Raw genomic sequence first — 15,275 nt, 5'->3', positions numbered from 1 at the left:
CCGAGGGGGCACCGTGACACTGCTGCACTCACCCGGGGATCCCTGCCCCGAGCCGTTCCCGAAGCGTCTCCCGGCCCCGGAGCACCACCCGCCCGTACAGCCCGTACGGTCCGCGCCCGGTTCCGTACGCCCTCCCTCGGTGCGGCACGCCCTGCGCGTCCTGGAGGCGGTCGTGGGAGACCGCGACGGCGTGGACGAGGTGCGGCTGGCCGCCCGGACGGGGCTGCCGCCCGCGCGGCTGGCCGGTCTGCTGCGGACACTGCTGCGCGAGGGGTACGTCGAGCGGCTGGACGACGGCTCGTACGTGGCGGGCGAGGCGCTGGTCCTGCTCGGCGGCACGGGCGCGGGCGGCCGGGAGCGGGCCCTGCGCGAGCGGCTGTGGCGGACGCTGGCCCGGCTGCGGGACTCCATCGGCGCGGCGGTCTACCTCGGCCGCTACCGCGACGGCGAGGTGGAGATCGTCGGATACGCGGACGGCCCGCGCCACCCCGCTCCGCCCGAGCGTCCGGACTTCCGCTCCGCCGGGCACGCCACCGCGCTGGGCAAGTGCCTGCTCGGCCAGCTCGACCACGACGCGCGCCGGGACCACCTCTCCCGGCACCGGGCCGTCCGGCTGACCCCGCGCACGATCACCGACGAGCGGGTGCTGCTGAGCCTCCTGGAACGGCAGTCGCCGACCGTACCGGTCCTGGACCTGCAGGAGTACGAGGTCGGCTCTGTCTGCGCGGCCGTGCCGGTGACCGCGGGATCGGCCGTCGGCTCCCTGGGGGTGTGCCTGCCGGTCGAGGAGACCCACCGGCTGCGGAGGGCCGCCGAGGCGCTGAGCGAGCAGGCCGCCGGGGTGCTGCTGCCGCTGTCCCTGTGAACCGTGCCGGACACGCCCCGGAGCAGGCCGGGGGAAGGCCGGCGGGCAGGTCACCGGGCACCCGGCCGGCCACGCCGGGCGCGCGGTCGGGAGCACCTCGGGGAGCGGGTAGTATGGTCCACGACAGCGCGCTCCACGAGGTCTTCCCCGTGAGTCCTCCGAAGTCGCTGCCCGCAGGCGCCGCTAGCTCAGTTGGTTAGAGCAGCTGACTCTTAATCAGCGGGTCCGGGGTTCGAGTCCCTGGCGGCGTACCGAAGACGCAGGGCCCCTCGCATCGCGCGGGGGGCCCTGCGTCATTCGCGTCCCGACCAGTGGAACGACAGCTTCACACACGCCGACGCCCTCGACGCCTCCACGATCTCCGCGTTGGGCATGTCGTTGGACCGGACCCACTCCCGGGCCTCCCCGGCGGTGCGGCCCCCGGCCGTCTGGCGCTCCACCAGCCTGCGGCGGCGCTCCTCCCGGTCGGCCTCCACGTACCACAGCTCGTCGATCGACTCCCGCGCGTCCGGCCAGCCGGGCAGGTCGCAGGCCAGGTAGTTCCCCTCCGTCACCACCAGCCGGACCCCGGGGCGCACCACGTGGCGGGCCGCTACCGGCTCGTCCAGGGTCCGGTCGAAGTCGGGCACGTAGACGTCGTGGTCCGGTTCGAGGACCAGGCGCCGCAGCAGGGCGGCGTACCCGTGGACGTCGAAGGTGGGGGGCGAGCCCTTGCGGGCGGCCAGGCCCAGCCGGTCCAGCTGGGCGTTGGAGAGGTGGAAGCCGTCCAGCGGGACGTACGCCGCCGCGTCCGCCCCGTACCGCCCCCGCAACCCCGCCACCAGGGCCTCGGCCAGGGTGGACTTGCCCGCGCCGGGCGGCCCCGCCAGGCCGAGCACGGCCCGCCTCCCCTCCGCGCGGGCCGTCAGCCGCCATGCCAGGTCCATCAGCTCACCGGTTCGCATGACCGGGAACCTAACCGCCCCGCGCCCCCGCGCGGGAGACCGCGCCGGGCGGCGCGGCAGGCGGCACGGCAGGCGGCGCGGCAGGGCCCGGCGGCGGCCTGGACGGAGCACCCCGCGGTGTCGGGTATGCTGGTTTCCGCAGTTCGGCACCGGTCGGCGCACTCCGCGCGGACCACCGCCCCTGCGGGCGCCGCTAGCTCAGTTGGTTAGAGCAGCTGACTCTTAATCAGCGGGTCCGGGGTTCGAGTCCCTGGCGGCGTACCCGTCGATCCGGGCCCCACCGCTCTCCGCGGTGGGGCCCGGACGCTTTTTCCGGCGCGTTCCCGGGGAGCCGCACCCGCTCCCCCGGCCCCTTCCGCACCCGCTCCTCAGTCGATGCCCCGGCAGATGTGCGGTTCGCACTCGTCGTCGTCGCCGTCCCCGGCGAGGCGCAGCAGCGGGGGCGGTGAGATCGTCAGCTCGTCGAGGGCCCGCGTCGCGGCGGGCGGGTCGTCGGCTTCCGGTTCAGCTGTGTCATACATGGCGGGGCGGCAGCCTTCCGTTTCCTGGGGGATCTCGGTGCCCGAGTACCGCGTCTCCCCTCTCCTCAATCCCGGGCGGACGGTGAGCACAACCGGTTTCGGCCGGAGGTTCACCCCGGTGACGACAACGACCGGGCCGGACGGCGGTTGCGCACGGGACCGCCGTCCGGCCCGGCCCGCTCAGCCCGCACGGTCCGCGCCGTCGGCCCGGCCGGTGTCCGCCCCGGGACCGGGGCGGACACCGGTCAGGTACGCCGAGACCACCAGGTTGGCCGTGTAGGAGCCGCTGGCCCGGTCGAAGGCGCCGGTGCAGGTGATCAGCCGGAGTTCGGCGCTTCCGGGGCGGCGGGCGCCGTAGACCTCGTGCGGGTCGAAGTCGGCCCGCTCGGCGATCGCGACGTCCTCGACGGTGAACTCCGCGGTCCTGCCGTCGGCGCGCGCGACGCGTATCCGGTCCCCGGGGCGCACCGAGGGCAGGCGGTGGAAGACCGCCCGGCCGGTGTCGGTGTCCAGGTGGCCCACCAGCAGCGCCACCCCCTCCGCGCCGGGCGCCGGGCCGTCGGCGTACCAGCCGACGGTGTCGGGGGCGTCCATCGGCGGAGGCTCCACGGCACCTTCTCGGTCGAGCCCCCGCTCGATGATCCGCGCGTGGACGCCGACGGCGTCGATGTCGATGCGCCTGGGTTCGGCGCCGGGCAGCGGCGCGTGGCCGGATCCGCCGCCCCGCGCCCGGTCGGACGCCGGGGCCCCCGCCCGCGCCGGATCCGGCGGCGGGGCGGCGGGGTCGGTCAGCTCCCTCCCCCACAGCCACAGTCCGAGCAGCAGCACCGCCCACACCGCTCCCGCCGCCAGCCGGGAGGCGCAGCCCGTGCGCGGCTCCCCGCCCGGGACGTCGTCGTACACGGCCGTCGCCGCCGGCCGGCTCAGCGGTCGGATTCGGAGCGGGACCGGCGGCGCAGCGCCACGGCCCGCCAGAGGACGACCAGGGTGGCGGTGCCCGCCAGCCCGGCGCCCAGGGCGGTGTGGAGGGCGCTCGGTCCGGCTTCCCCGCCCCCGTCGCCGGCCGCCTTCGCGGTGCCGCCGCCTCCGGCCGGCACGGGGGCGACCGGGCTCACGGCCGGGTCGGTGGCGTGGTGCGAGGGGCCCCCGGAGGCGGTTCCGGTCCCGGGGTGGTGCACGGTCACCCGGCCGGCGACCTTCACGCCCATGCACTCCACCGTGATCCGGTACTCCCGGGGCTCGGCGTCCGAGCGGATGACCGCCTCGCCGCGCAGCCCGCCGCCGTCGGCGCCGGGCGCCAGCAGCGCGTCGGCGACGAACGCCTCGGAGCGGGCGGTGGCGACGGTGCCCCCGCAGGACACGGCCCACAGTTCGATCTCGGTGCCGGGCCGGACCTTCGCGGGCGTCACCCGTACCGACACCTGCGGCGAACCGGACTCCGCCGTGCCCGGGCCGGACGGGAGGGAGGCCGCAGGGCTGGGTGGGAGGGAGGCCGCAGGGCTGGGCGGGCGGGAGGATTCGGCGCCGGGGCTCTCGGCGGCCGCCGCGGGGACGGCGAGGGCCGTGAGAGCGGCGAGACCGGCGGGAGGGGCCGCCGCGGCGCAGACGGCGAGCGCCGCGGCGAGGACGCTCGGAGCGGGTCGTACGGTGCGGAAGATGCCCATGTCGAACCTCCGGGTCGGTACTCCCGAAGATCCGCCGCCCCGCGCCGCCCCGCATCCCGGCGCCGCCCCGCGCTGCTCCGTTCGAGCGCGGGCGGGGCGGGACCGGTGCGGACGCGGCCGGGCTCAGATCCGTTCGACGAGATCCGCGATCGAGTCGGCGACCGTCGAGGGCCGGAAGGGGAAGCGGTCCACGTCGGCCGGCCGCGTCAGCCCGGTGAGGACGAGGAAGGTCTCCATCCCGGCCTCCAGTCCGGCCAGCACATCGGTGTCCATCCGGTCGCCGATCATCGCGCTGGACTCGGAGTGGGCGCCTATGACGTTGAGCCCGGCCCGCATCATCAGGGGGTTGGGCTTGCCGACGAAGTACGGCTCGCGCCCGGTCGCCTTGGTGATCAGCGCCGCGACCGACCCGGTGGCCGGCAGCGCGCCCTCGGCGGACGGGCCGGTCTCGTCGGGGTTGGTGGCGATGAACCGCGCACCGTCGTTGATCAGCCGGATCGCCTTGGTGAGCGCCTCGAAGCTGTAGGTGCGCGTCTCGCCGAGCACCACGTAGTCGGGGTCGGTGTCGGTGAGGATGTAGCCGATGTCGTGCAGGGCGGTGGTCAGCCCCGCCTCGCCGATGACGTACGCGGTGCCCTCCGGCCGCTGGTCCTCCAGGAACTTGGCGGTGGCCAGGGCGGAGGTCCAGATGTTCTCCACCGGGACGTCCAGGCCCATCCGCTTCAGCCGGGCGTGCAGGTCGCGGGGCGTGTAGATCGAGTTGTTGGTCAGCACCAGGAACGGCTTGCCCGACTCCCTCAGCCGCTTGAGGAAGGCGTCGGCCCCCGGGATCGGCACGCCCTCGTGGACGAGGACGCCGTCCATGTCCGTCAGCCATGACTCGATCGGCTTGCGCTCCGCCATTCGTCACTCCTGCCTGTCGTACGCACATCGGGGCGTGGCGGCGGCACCGCGCTGTGCTGCGCCGACGCCCTCAGGGTAGTCACTGTCCGCCGGGCACTCCCCGGCACCGTCTTTCCGGGGCCGGGCCCGGCATCCCCCGGCACCCCCCGGCACTCCCCGGCACCGCCCTGCGCGGTCCGGCACCGTTCCGGCCCCCGGCATCAACCGAGGTCCTCCGGTCTCGTTCCCGGTTCGAGCCGGCCGAAGAGCGGCGCGAGGACCAGATGCGCCGCGCCGCGGGCGACCAGCCGCGTGCCGCCGGGGGCGACGGACACCGGTACGGCCCGGCCGTCGGTGCGCGCGGCCCGGGCCGCCAGCTCCCGCTCCACACCCGCGCGGTACGGCTCCGGGTCGGCCAGCACCGTCCGGCCGCCGAGCACCACGCGGTCGACGTCCAGCAGCCCGGCCAGCCCCGCCGCCCCGGTGCCCAGGACGCGGGCGGCCCCGGCGGCGTCGCCCCGGGCGACGGCCGCCAGGCACAGCGCCTCCAGGCAGCCGCGGTCGCCGCAGCCGCACTCCGGTCCGTCGAGCTGCACCACCTGGTGGCCGAACTCGCCGGCCCCGGTGCGCCTGCCCCGGTACAGCACCCCGTCCAGCACGAGCCCGGCGCCCAGCCCGGTGCCCAGGTGCAGATACGCGAACGACGCGCCCCCGGCCTCCTCTCCTTCGCGCAGGGCGAGGCCGAGGGCCGCCGCGTTGGTGTCCTTGTCCAGCACGACGGGCAGCCCCAGCCGCCGGGACAGCGAGTCCCGCAGCGGGTGGCCGTCCCAGTGGGGGAAGCCGGTCACCCGCCGCAGCACTCCCGTGCGGTGGTCCAGCGGGCCCGGGCACGCCACCCCGACGCCCAGCGGGCGGCCGCCTCGGCCGGGACCGGCCGGCAGGGCGCGCACCGCACCGGCCGCCGCGTCCACGGCCGCCCGGCAGGGCGCGCCCAGATCGAAGGGGGCCCGGTGGGCCGCGACCACGCCGCCCAGCAGATCCACCAGGACGGCGGTGACCTCGTCGCGGTCCAGGTGCAGACCCACCGCGTGGCGCGCGTCGCGCACCAGGCGCCACAGAGTGCGCGGTTTGCCTCCGGTGGAGGGGCGGCGCCCCGCCTGCGCCACCAGGCCCGCGTCCCGCAGCCGGGCGGTGATCTTGCTGACGGCCTGCGGCGTCAGCCCCGTGGCCTCGGCCAGTTCGGACCTGCTCGCGCCCGCCTCGCCCGCCGCGCGCAGCAGGTCCAGGACGAGCGCGGCGTTGTGGCCGCGCAGGGCCGGCAGGTTCGCGGCGGCCGGAGAGGCGGCGGCCGCGGGGACGGCGGGGCCGGGGGAGACAGGGGTCACGGTTCCATTCTCGCGCCCGCTTGCACTTCCGCAACGCTGTTGCCAAAGTGGGCGCCATGAATGCCGCCTCCACCGCCTCCCCGGTCCCCCACCCTCTGCGCGTCGGACTGATCGGCTACGGCCTGGCCGGCTCCGTCTTCCACGCGCCGATGATCGCCGCCACCGACGGCCTCGTGCTGGACACCGTCGTCACCTCCTCCCCCGAACGGCAGCGGCAGGCCCGTGCCGAGCACGGCGAGGAGCTGCGCACCGCCGCCGACGCCGACGAGCTGTTCGCGCGCGCCGGCGAGCTCGACCTCGTGGTCGTCGCCTCCCCCAACCGCACCCACGTCGAGCTGGCCACCCGGGCGCTCGAGGCCGGACTGGCCGTCGTCGTCGACAAACCGCTGGCGGCCGGCGCCGCCGAGGCCGAGACGCTGGCCGACCTGGCCGAACGCCGCGGACTGCTGCTGTCGGTGTTCCAGAACCGCCGCTGGGACGGCGACTTCCTCACCCTGCGCGACCTGCTGACCGAGGGCGCGCTGGGCGAGGTGTGGCGCTTCGAGTCCCGCTTCGAGCGGTGGCGCCCGAACCTCAAGGGCGGCTGGCGCGAGTCCGGCGACCCCGCCGAACTCGGCGGCCTGCTGTACGACCTGGGCAGCCATGTGGTGGACCAGGCGCTCACCCTCTTCGGCCCGGTGGCCTCCGTCTACGCCGAGTCCGATGTGCGCCGCCCCGGCGCCGAGGCCGACGACGACACCTTCATCGCCCTCCACCACGCCTCGGGCACCCGCTCCCACCTGTGGGTCAGCTCCACCGCCGCCGCCCTCGGCCCCCGCTTCCGGGTGCTGGGCAGCCGGGCCGCCTACGTCAAGTACGGCCTCGACCCGCAGGAGGACGCCCTGCGCGCCGGCGCCCGCCCCGCGCCGGGCGAGCCCTGGGGCGCGGAGCCGGAGTCCGCCTGGGGCACCCTGGGCGCGGCGGACGACGTACGGCCCGTGCCGTCCCGCGCCGGCGACTACCCCGCGTACTACGCCGCCGTCGCCGCGGCCCTGCGCGAGGGGGGCGAGCCCCCGGTCGGCGCGCGGGAGGCGGCCGAGGCCCTGCGGGTGCTGGAGGCGGCCCGCACCTCGGCCACCGAGGGCCGCACCGTACGGCTCGGGGACTGAGGAGCACCGGAACGGCGACCGGCGCCGCGCCTCCCGCCTGCCCGGGAGCGATCCGGCCCTGGTCCGTGCGGCGGGACCCGCGGCCGCCGGGTCACAGCCCGGTGGCCGTGCGGATCAGCCCGGCGAGGGCGAGGGAGCGGCTGTGCGCGGGCCAGGCGATGTGGGTGACGACGGGGGGCGCGTCGGTCAGGGGGACGGCGGCGTGCTCGGCCCACAGCCAGGCACGGGCCGATTCGGGGAAGACGGCCACGGTGCGGCCGAGGGCGATCAGCTGGGCCAGCTGCGTCTGGTCGTGGATCTCGGGGCCCGGGCCGGGCGGGTAGGTGCCGCGGCGGGCCCAGCGGGCGAGCGGGAGACCGGGGATGTCGCCGACCTCGGCCAGGGACAGGCTCCTCCGCGCGGCGAGGGGGTGCCCGGCGGGCAGGATGGCGATCTGCCCCTCGGTCGTCAGTTCCTCGCTGTCGAACCCGGCCAGGGAGTTGAACGGCGCGTGCATGAGCGCCGCGTCGGCCCGGCCGTCGCGCAGCATCGCCTCCTGATCGCACGTGCCGCTCGGCAGCACCTCGATCTCGGCGGCGCCGGGCTCGGCCGCGTAGGCGTCGAGGAGCCTGTGCAGCAGCTCGTGGGACGCGCCGGCCTTCACCGCCAGCACCAGGCGGTCACGGGGGCCGCCCGGACCGTCGGCGCCGCCGGCACGGCGGGTGCGGCGGGCGGCGGCGGCCGCCGCGTCGAGGGCCGCGCGGCCCTCGTGCAGCAGCACCTCCCCGGCACCGGTCAGAAGGACGCCGCGGCGGTTGCGCTTCAGCAGGCGGACGCCGAGGCGCCGTTCGAGCCGCTGGATCGCCCGGGACAGCGGCGGCTGGGACATGCCGAGGCGCTCGGCGGCACGGCCGAAGTGCAGTTCCTCCGCGACGGCCGTGAAGTACCGCAGCTCGCGGATCTCCAGGGTCTCCACGGCGCCCGGGGGTCCAGATCGTCCACGGTCGCAGCATAGCCGGGTGATACCCGACGGGTATGACAGGGCATCGCATCGGTATTGGATGCGCCGCCCGTCCGCAGGCGAGCATCGGCGGCATGAGCGAAACCACGGACACACTCTCCACGTCGCTGCCCGGCGGCACCTGGACCCTGGGCGATCTGACCGTCACCCGCCTCGGCTACGGCGCCATGCAGCTCGCCGGCCCCGGGGTCATGGGTCCGCCCGCCGACCGCGACGGCGCACTCGCCGTCCTGCGCGAGGTCGCCGACCTCGGGATCAGCCACATCGACACCGCCGGCGCGTACGGACCGCGCGTCACCAACCGGCTGATCCGTGAGGCGCTGCACCCCTATCCCCAATCGCTGCACATCGTGACCAAGGTCGGCGCGGTCCGCGACCGGCAGGGCGGCTGGCCCCCCGCCCGGCGGCCCGAGGACCTGCGCCGCGCCGTCCACGAGAACCTCGAGGACCTCGGCCTCGACTCGCTCGACGTGGTCAACCTCCGGCTCGGCGACGCTCAGGGCCCCCGGCCCGGCTCGCTCGCCGAACCCTTCGAGGCCCTCGCCGAACTCCGGCGGCAGGGCCTGATCCGGCACCTCGGGGTGAGCAACGCGACGGCGGAACAGGTCGCCGAGGCGCAGGCGATCGCACCGATCGTGTGCGTGCAGAACATGTACAACCTCGCCCACCGCCAGGACGACGAGCTGATCGACGACCTCGCCGGCAAGGGCATCGCCTACGTGCCCTTCTTCCCGCTCGGCGGCTTCACCCCGCTGCAGTCCGCGGCCCTGTCCGCCGTGGCCGCCCGGCTGGACGCGACACCGATGTCGGTCGCCCTGGCCTGGCTGCTGCGGCGGTCGCCGAACATCCTGCTCATACCCGGCACCTCGTCGGTGGCGCACCTGCGGGAGAACGCCGCCGGCGCGGGCCTGCCGCTCTCCGACGAGGATCTCGCCGAACTGGACGGGATCGGCCGCTGACGGGACGCGGGGCACGGCACGGCGGCGGGCGCGGTCTCAGCCGCCCAGCGCGTGGGCGACGGTGTGGATCGCCAGACCCGCCAGCGCGCCCACCACCGTGCCGTTGATCCGGATGAACTGCAGATCGCGGCCGATGTGCGCCTCGATCTTGCGAGAGGTGTGCTCGGCGTCCCAGCTCTCGACCGTCTCGGTGATCAGGGACGTGATCTCGTGCCGGTAGGTGGTGACGACGTGCCCCGCCGCCCCCTCGATCCAGCCGTCGACCTTGCCCTGCAGCCCGCCGTCCCCCGACAGCCGCGCGCCCAGCGACAGCAGCGAGGCGCGCGCCCGCAGCCGCAGCTGGCTGCGCTCGTCCTCGGCCGCCGCCACGACCATGGCCCGCACCGCCGACCAGGCCGAGGCGATCAGCTCCTGCACCTCGTCGCGGTCCAGGATCTCCGACTTCAGCCGCTCCACCCGCGCCCGGGTCTCCTCGTCGGACTGCAGGTCGGCGGCGAAGTCGCGCAGGAAGCGGTCCAGCGCCTCGCGCGCCGGGTGGTCGGGCATGTCCCGCATCTCCGAGACGAAGCGCAGCAGTTCCCGGTAGACGCGCTCGCCGACCTTGCGGTCCACGAAGCGCGGCGTCCACCCCGGCGCCCCGCCGGCCACCGCCTCCATCACCGAGTCGCTGTGCCACACCAGCCAGTCGTGGGCCCGTGAGACCACCAGGTCCACGACCCGGGCGTGACCGCCGTCGGCGACGATCCGGGCCAGCATCCGGCCCAGGCCCGGCGCGATCTCCTGGGCGTGGGCGCGCCGGGTGATCGCCTCGCCCACCACCGCCTGCACGTCGTTGTCCCGCAGCACGGCCAGCGCCCCGCGCAGCGCGGCGGACAGCTCCGCCGTCACCCGGTCGGCGTTGGCCGGCCGGGCCAGCCAGGCGCCCAGCCTGCCGCCGATGCCCACCGAGCGCAGCCTCCGCCGCACCACCTCCTCGGCCAGGAAGTTGTCGCCGACGAAGTCGCCGAGGCTGCGCCCCAGTTGGTCCTTCTTGTTCGGGATGATCGCGGTGTGCGGGATCGGCAGCCCCATCGGCCGCTTGAACAGCGCGGTCACCGCGAACCAGTCGGCCAGCGCGCCCACCATGCCGGCCTCGGCCGCCGCGGCCACATAACCGGCCCAGGCGCCCGCGCCTGACCGCTCCGCCCAGGTGGCCAGCGCGAACACCAGTGCCGCCAGCAGCAGCGCACCCGTCGCGATGGCCTTCATCCGGCGCACCCCGCGCCGCTTCTCCTCGTCGGCCGCGGTGAAGGCCACCGGGTCGAACACCGCCCCGGCCGGCGTCCTGGAGCCCGCCGTCCGCCCTTCTCCGCCGCTGCCGCCTCCGCTCCCGGCGTTGCCGGAGTCCTCGGCGTTCTTCCCGTCCGTCGTCGTCCGCTCCATCTTCTCCACCCGTCCGCGCCGTCCCCGACCGCAATTGTCGCAAGGGGCCGGCGGTGGAACGCCGAACGCGCCGCCCGCGTCCCACACCGCGGACGAGGCGGCCGGCGGCACCCGGACGCCTCACGTCCTTTCATCGATCACGTAACAGGCCGGGCCACCCGGCGGGGCCACGCCGACCGCCGTGGGATCATGGGGAAACCGCCGATCACTTCGCACACCTGGGCCCGCACCGCCCGAGGGGGGACTCTTCCGTGTACGAGCGAGGCTGCCGCCCGTGAGCAAGAACATGGGATACGCCCTGCTGGCAGGGCTCGCGGCCGTCGTGGTCCTGGTCTCCAGCGCCGTGTTCGTCGGCGCCGGCCTCAGGGGCGCGGCCCCGGACACCGCCGTCCCGCGGGGCGGGGAGAACGCCGCGCCGGCCTCCTCCGGGACCTGGGTGGGCACCTGGTCCGCCTCCCCCGCCTCCGCGGAGCCGAACGCCCCGGGCGGCCACCCGGACGCCTCCCTGCGGAACGTGGTGCACACCTCGGTCGGCGGCAGCGCCGCCCGCGTCCGGTTCTCCAACCTCTTCGGCACCCGCCCGCTGACCATCACCCACGCCACCCTCGCCCTGGCCGCCGAGCCCAGCAGTCCCGCCGCCACGCCCGGCAGCATGCGCAGGCTGACCTTCGGCGACCGGAACGAGGTGACCATCCCGGTCGGCTCCGCCGTCACCAGCGACGCGGTGCGGCTGAACGTGCCCGCCGCCGCCGACCTGCTCGTCACCCTCTACTCCCCCACCGGCTCCGGCGCCGTCACCCACCACCCCCACGCGCGCCAGACCAGCTACCTGGCCCGCGGCGACCGGGCCGCCGACACCACCGGCGCCCCCTACACCGAGCGGACCACCTACTGGCGGCACGTGACGGCCGTGGACGTGTGGACGAACGAGACCGAGGCCGCCGTCGTGGCCCTCGGCGACTCCATCACCGACGGCGTCACCTCCAGCATCGGCGCCAACCACCGCTGGACCGACTTCCTCGCCGACCGGCTGCGCACCGAGCGCGGAGCCCCCCGCTACAGCGTCCTCAACCAGGGCATCAGCGGAAACCGGATCCTCCTCGACGCCTCCCCGGCCGACCCCAGGAACGGGCCCAGCGCCCTGAACCGGCTGGAGCGGGACGTGCTCTCCGGCACCGGCGCCAAGGTCCTGGTCGTCCAGCTCGGCATCAACGACATCCTCAAGACGCCCCACCAGACCGACCCCCGCAGGATCGTGGACGGCCTGGAGCGGATCACCCAGCGCGCCCACCGGCACGGACTGCGGGTGGTCGGGGCGACGCTGACGCCGTTCGGCGGGCACCGCAAGCACAACGCGCGCCTGGAGGCCGTACGGCAGCAGGTCAACGAGCAGATCCGCCGCGGCGGCGTGTTCGACGCGGTCGTCGACTTCGACGCGGCCCTGCGCGACCCGGCCAACCCGCAGCGGCTGCTCCCCGTCTACGACTCGGGCGACCGTCTGCACCCCAGCGACAGCGGCTTCCGCGCGATGGCCGGGGCCCTGGACCTGAACCTCCTCAAGGGCGCCTCGCCGGCCAGGCTCTGACCCCGGCTTCCGGTCCCCGGTCCCGGCTCCCGGCCTTCGGCGGCCCGCGCGCCGCCCCCTTCCCCGGCGCCCGGGGACGCCGAACCCGGCGCCCCCGCGCCCGCATCCGGGCGGGCGGCCCCCGGCCCCGCCCGCGAAGCGGATCCCGGCCGGTTCACGGCCGGTTCGCGGCCGATGTGCGGCCGATGTGCGGCGGCCTTCCGGCACCCTCCCGGGTGATGGCGGAGCGTGAGGTCCCGGCCGGCCCCGCGGCGCCGGCGGCCAGCCGTCAACGGGCCGACCGCCGAACGGTTCGCACGCCCGTTCGTGCCGCCGCACTCCGCCGCGCACCGCCAGCGGTGTGAACCTGCCTCGCCCGTCGGCGCGGATGATGCCACAGTGTCCTACGGGGCAATCCACAGGAACCGGTACGAAAGTCCCATACCGACAAGGAGCCCTGCGGTCATGAGCGAGGAGCCCGAGGAGCCCAACGGCGACCAGAAACCCAGGCCGCGGCGCACCGGCCCGCGGCGCCTGCTGCCCACCTGGAGGACACTCCTGGCCGCCACCTCGGTGGCCCTCCTGGCCGGCGCGGGTGCCCTGATCACCGGATACATGCTCGTGGAGATCCCCGCACCCAACTCCGCGGCCGCCGCGCAGAACAACGTCTACCTCTACTCCGACGGCAGCCAGCTCGCCCGCGACGGCGACATCAACCGCCAGAACGTCGAGCTCGACGCCGTCCCCGAGAGCACCCGGCACGCCGTACTGGCAGCCGAGGACCGGGACTTCTACCACCAGCCCGCCGTCGACGTGGTGGCGATGGCCCGCGCCGGCTGGAACATGCTCCGGGGCGAGGGGAAGCAGTCCGGCTCCACCATCACCCAGCAGTACGTGAAGAACTACTACCTCGGCCAGGAACAGACCCTGACCCGCAAGACCAAGGAGTTCTTCATCGCGCTCAAACTCGACCGCGAGGCCAGCAAGGACGAGATCCTCGCCGGCTACCTCAACACCAGCTACTTCGGCCGCCACGCCTACGGCGTCCAGGCCGCCGCCCAGGCCTACTACGGCAAGGACGCCGGCGACCTGACCACCGCCGAGGGCGCCTACCTCGCGGCCCTCCTCAACTCCCCCAACCTCTACGACGTCGCCGCCCACCCCGAGAACAGGGAACGCGCCGTCGCCCGCTGGAAGTACGTCCTCGACGGCATGGTCAAGGAAGGCTGGCTCACCCCCCGCGAACGCGCCGCCGCGAAGTTCCCCCAGCCCGACCCCGCGAAGCCCCCCACCGGCCTGTCCGGCCAGCGCGGCTACATCGTCGAAGCCGTCAAACAGCACCTCGCCGCCCGCGACATCCTCAGCGAGGAGCGCCTGGCCCAGGGCGGATTCCGCATCACCACCACCATCGACCGCCGCAAACAGGACGCCTTCGTCAAGGCCGTAGAGCGCGAACTGCTCTCCCAGCTCAGCGAGGAACGCGAGATCGACCGCCACGTCCGCGCCGGCGGCACCTCCATCGACCCCGAAACCGGCGAGGTCGTCGCCATGTACGGCGGCGTCGACTACACCCGGCAGTTCGTCAACAACGCCACCCGCCGCGACTACCAGCCCGGTTCCACCTTCAAGCCCTTCGTCTACGCCGCCGCCCTCGAACACCGCGCCAAGACCCGCGACGGCGACCCCATCGGCCCCGACACCACCTACAACGGCGACAGCGGACGCACCGTCGTCGGCCCCGGCGGACCCACCACCTGGAAACCCGAGAACGAGGACCAGGTCGACTACGGCGACATCCCCGTCAGCACCGCCATGAACAAGTCCGTCAACGCCGTCTTCGCCCAGATGGGCGTGGACGTCGGCCCCGCCAGGGTCAAGGAGACCGCCGCCCGCCTCGGCCTCCCCGACACCACCCCCGGCATGGCCGAGGCCCAGGGATCCATCTCCCTGGGCACCACCACCCCCAGCACCCTCGACATGGCCCAGGCCTACGCCACCCTCGCCAACCACGGCGAACGCATCGACCACAGCCTCGTCAAGGAGATCCGGCACGGCGGCGAACGCGTCCGCGTCCCCGAACCGGCCACCCTGCGGGCCGTCTCCCGCTCCACCGCCGACGCCACCACCGCCGTCCTGCGCGGCGTCGTCAAGAGCGGCACCGCCACCGCCGCCCAGGCCGCCGGACGCCCCGCCGCCGGCAAGACCGGAACCGCCGAGGAGGACCGGGCCGCCTGGTTCGCCGGCTACACCCCCGACCTCGCCACCGTCGTCGCCGTCATGGGACAGAACCCCGAAACCGGCGCCCACAAACCCCTCTACGGCGCCGCCGGACTCCCCCGTGTCAACGGCGGCGGCATCCCCGCCCGGATCTGGGCCGCCTACACCGCCGAGGCGCTGCGCGGCACCCCCGTCAGGGACTTCGACCTCAAGCCCGGCAAGAACCGGCTCCCCAACGCCTCCCCCAGCCCCTCCGGCAGCGCCGGCCCCTCCGAACCGTCCGACGGCCCCGGCGCCCCCGAGGAGGAACCCACCCAGGTTGACGGCTCCGAGGAGAGCCCGGACGCCTCCGCCCCCGGCCGGGACGACGCCGAGAACACCGGGAGCGGCGGGGATACCGGGGACGACGGCGCCAACGGCGAACGCACCCCGCACAAGGGCGGAAAGGCGGAGGGGAAGGACGGGGAGAAGAAGCGGGAAGAAGGCGGGAAGAACGCCGGGGACCGCGACCGCGGGAAGAAGGCGGACGAGCAGCCGGGTAAACCGGCGAAGCCCTCCGCCGGGGCGGCCGACGGCAAGAACCCCGCCGCAGCCGCATCCTCCCCGGCCCCCGCGGCCAAGGCGTCCGCCGGGCCCCTCCCGCAGGAGTCCCCCGGCGCCTCCGGCTCCCCCCGGCCGTAGAACGTTCTCAGGACCGGCCCCGG

13 protein-coding genes and 2 tRNA genes are annotated in these 15,275 nt (G+C 75.3%); 7 read left to right on the top strand and 8 right to left on the bottom strand.

Annotated features, from left to right (window positions below; genetic code table 11):
* Nucleotides 1-139 precede the first annotated feature (139 nt).
* Together QPK52_RS17440 and QPK52_RS17435 are read left to right on the top strand one after the other, a co-directional pair.
* Nucleotides 140-865, top strand: a complete 726-nt coding sequence (locus QPK52_RS17440; protein ID WP_410538414.1) for an IclR family transcriptional regulator — start codon at nt 140-142, stop codon at nt 863-865.
* A 177-nt stretch (nt 866-1,042) separates the two neighbouring features.
* Nucleotides 1,043-1,116: transfer RNA gene (locus tag QPK52_RS17435), tRNA-Lys, on the top strand.
* Nucleotides 1,117-1,158: 42 nt separating this feature from the next.
* Here QPK52_RS17435 and QPK52_RS17430 read toward each other — a convergent pair.
* On the bottom strand, nt 1,159-1,809 hold the full coding sequence (locus QPK52_RS17430; RefSeq protein WP_410538413.1) for a nucleoside/nucleotide kinase family protein: 651 nt from the start codon (nt 1,807-1,809) through the stop codon (nt 1,159-1,161).
* A 187-nt stretch (nt 1,810-1,996) separates the two neighbouring features.
* Here QPK52_RS17430 and QPK52_RS17425 point away from each other — a divergent pair.
* Nucleotides 1,997-2,070 (top strand) — tRNA-Lys (locus QPK52_RS17425).
* A 107-nt stretch (nt 2,071-2,177) separates the two neighbouring features.
* On the opposite strand, the gene QPK52_RS17420 is transcribed toward QPK52_RS17425, so the two are convergent.
* The 5 genes from QPK52_RS17420 to QPK52_RS17400 all read right to left on the bottom strand — a co-directional run bounded on the left by QPK52_RS17420 (nt 2,178) and on the right by QPK52_RS17400 (nt 6,261).
* Nucleotides 2,178-2,330 (bottom strand): hypothetical protein, encoded by a 153-nt coding sequence (locus QPK52_RS17420; RefSeq protein WP_177213816.1) that lies wholly within the window; start codon nt 2,328-2,330, stop codon nt 2,178-2,180.
* Nucleotides 2,331-2,510: 180 nt separating this feature from the next.
* Nucleotides 2,511-3,233 carry a class F sortase gene (locus QPK52_RS17415; protein WP_410538412.1) on the bottom strand — a complete coding sequence of 241 codons (723 nt, stop codon included), beginning with the start codon at nt 3,231-3,233 and terminating at the stop codon, nt 2,511-2,513.
* 20 nt (nt 3,234-3,253) lie between these two features.
* Nucleotides 3,254-3,994, bottom strand: coding sequence for a hypothetical protein (locus QPK52_RS17410; protein ID WP_410538411.1), 741 nt, complete (start codon nt 3,992-3,994; stop codon nt 3,254-3,256).
* A gap of 123 nt (nt 3,995-4,117) precedes the next feature.
* A complete protein-coding gene (locus tag QPK52_RS17405; protein WP_093654177.1) occupies nt 4,118-4,897 on the bottom strand; it encodes an HAD-IIA family hydrolase in 780 nt (259 codons plus the stop codon).
* Between the two features lie 200 nt (nt 4,898-5,097).
* Nucleotides 5,098-6,261 carry an ROK family transcriptional regulator gene (locus QPK52_RS17400; protein ID WP_410538410.1) on the bottom strand — a complete coding sequence of 388 codons (1,164 nt, stop codon included), beginning with the start codon at nt 6,259-6,261 and terminating at the stop codon, nt 5,098-5,100.
* A 56-nt stretch (nt 6,262-6,317) separates the two neighbouring features.
* Between QPK52_RS17400 and QPK52_RS17395 the strand changes: the two genes are divergently transcribed.
* Complete coding sequence (locus QPK52_RS17395) at nt 6,318-7,409, top strand: Gfo/Idh/MocA family oxidoreductase (RefSeq protein WP_410538409.1); 1,092 nt, start codon at nt 6,318-6,320, stop codon at nt 7,407-7,409.
* Between the two features lie 91 nt (nt 7,410-7,500).
* Here QPK52_RS17395 and QPK52_RS17390 read toward each other — a convergent pair whose 3' ends face one another.
* Nucleotides 7,501-8,364, bottom strand: coding sequence for a LysR family transcriptional regulator (locus tag QPK52_RS17390; RefSeq protein ID WP_410538408.1), 864 nt, complete (start codon nt 8,362-8,364; stop codon nt 7,501-7,503).
* Between the two features lie 119 nt (nt 8,365-8,483).
* Here QPK52_RS17390 and QPK52_RS17385 point away from each other — a divergent pair, with 119 nt between their 5' ends.
* On the top strand, nt 8,484-9,368 hold the full coding sequence (locus tag QPK52_RS17385; protein WP_410538407.1) for an aldo/keto reductase family oxidoreductase: 885 nt from the start codon (nt 8,484-8,486) through the stop codon (nt 9,366-9,368).
* 36 nt (nt 9,369-9,404) lie between these two features.
* Here the strand turns inward: QPK52_RS17385 and QPK52_RS17380 are convergent, their stop codons facing one another.
* The gene (locus QPK52_RS17380; RefSeq protein WP_410538406.1) at nt 9,405-10,790 is read right to left on the bottom strand and encodes a DUF445 domain-containing protein; all 1,386 of its coding nucleotides are present in this window, start codon (nt 10,788-10,790) and stop codon (nt 9,405-9,407) included.
* Nucleotides 10,791-11,064: 274 nt separating this feature from the next.
* On the opposite strand from QPK52_RS17380, the gene QPK52_RS17375 reads away from it, so the two are divergent.
* A complete protein-coding gene (locus tag QPK52_RS17375; protein WP_410538405.1) occupies nt 11,065-12,375 on the top strand; it encodes an SGNH/GDSL hydrolase family protein in 1,311 nt (436 codons plus the stop codon).
* 444 nt (nt 12,376-12,819) lie between these two features.
* Nucleotides 12,820-15,252, top strand: coding sequence for a transglycosylase domain-containing protein (locus QPK52_RS17370; RefSeq protein ID WP_410538404.1), 2,433 nt, complete (start codon nt 12,820-12,822; stop codon nt 15,250-15,252).
* Nucleotides 15,253-15,275 lie beyond the last annotated feature (23 nt).

It is taken from the genome of Streptomyces sp. KL2 (genome assembly GCF_046529545.1).
GTDB classification, from domain to species: Bacteria; Actinomycetota; Actinomycetes; order Streptomycetales; family Streptomycetaceae; genus Streptomyces; species Streptomyces radiopugnans.
The sequence above is the reverse complement of the archived record's forward strand: the minus strand, read 5'-3'. Positions and strand labels throughout refer to the sequence as shown.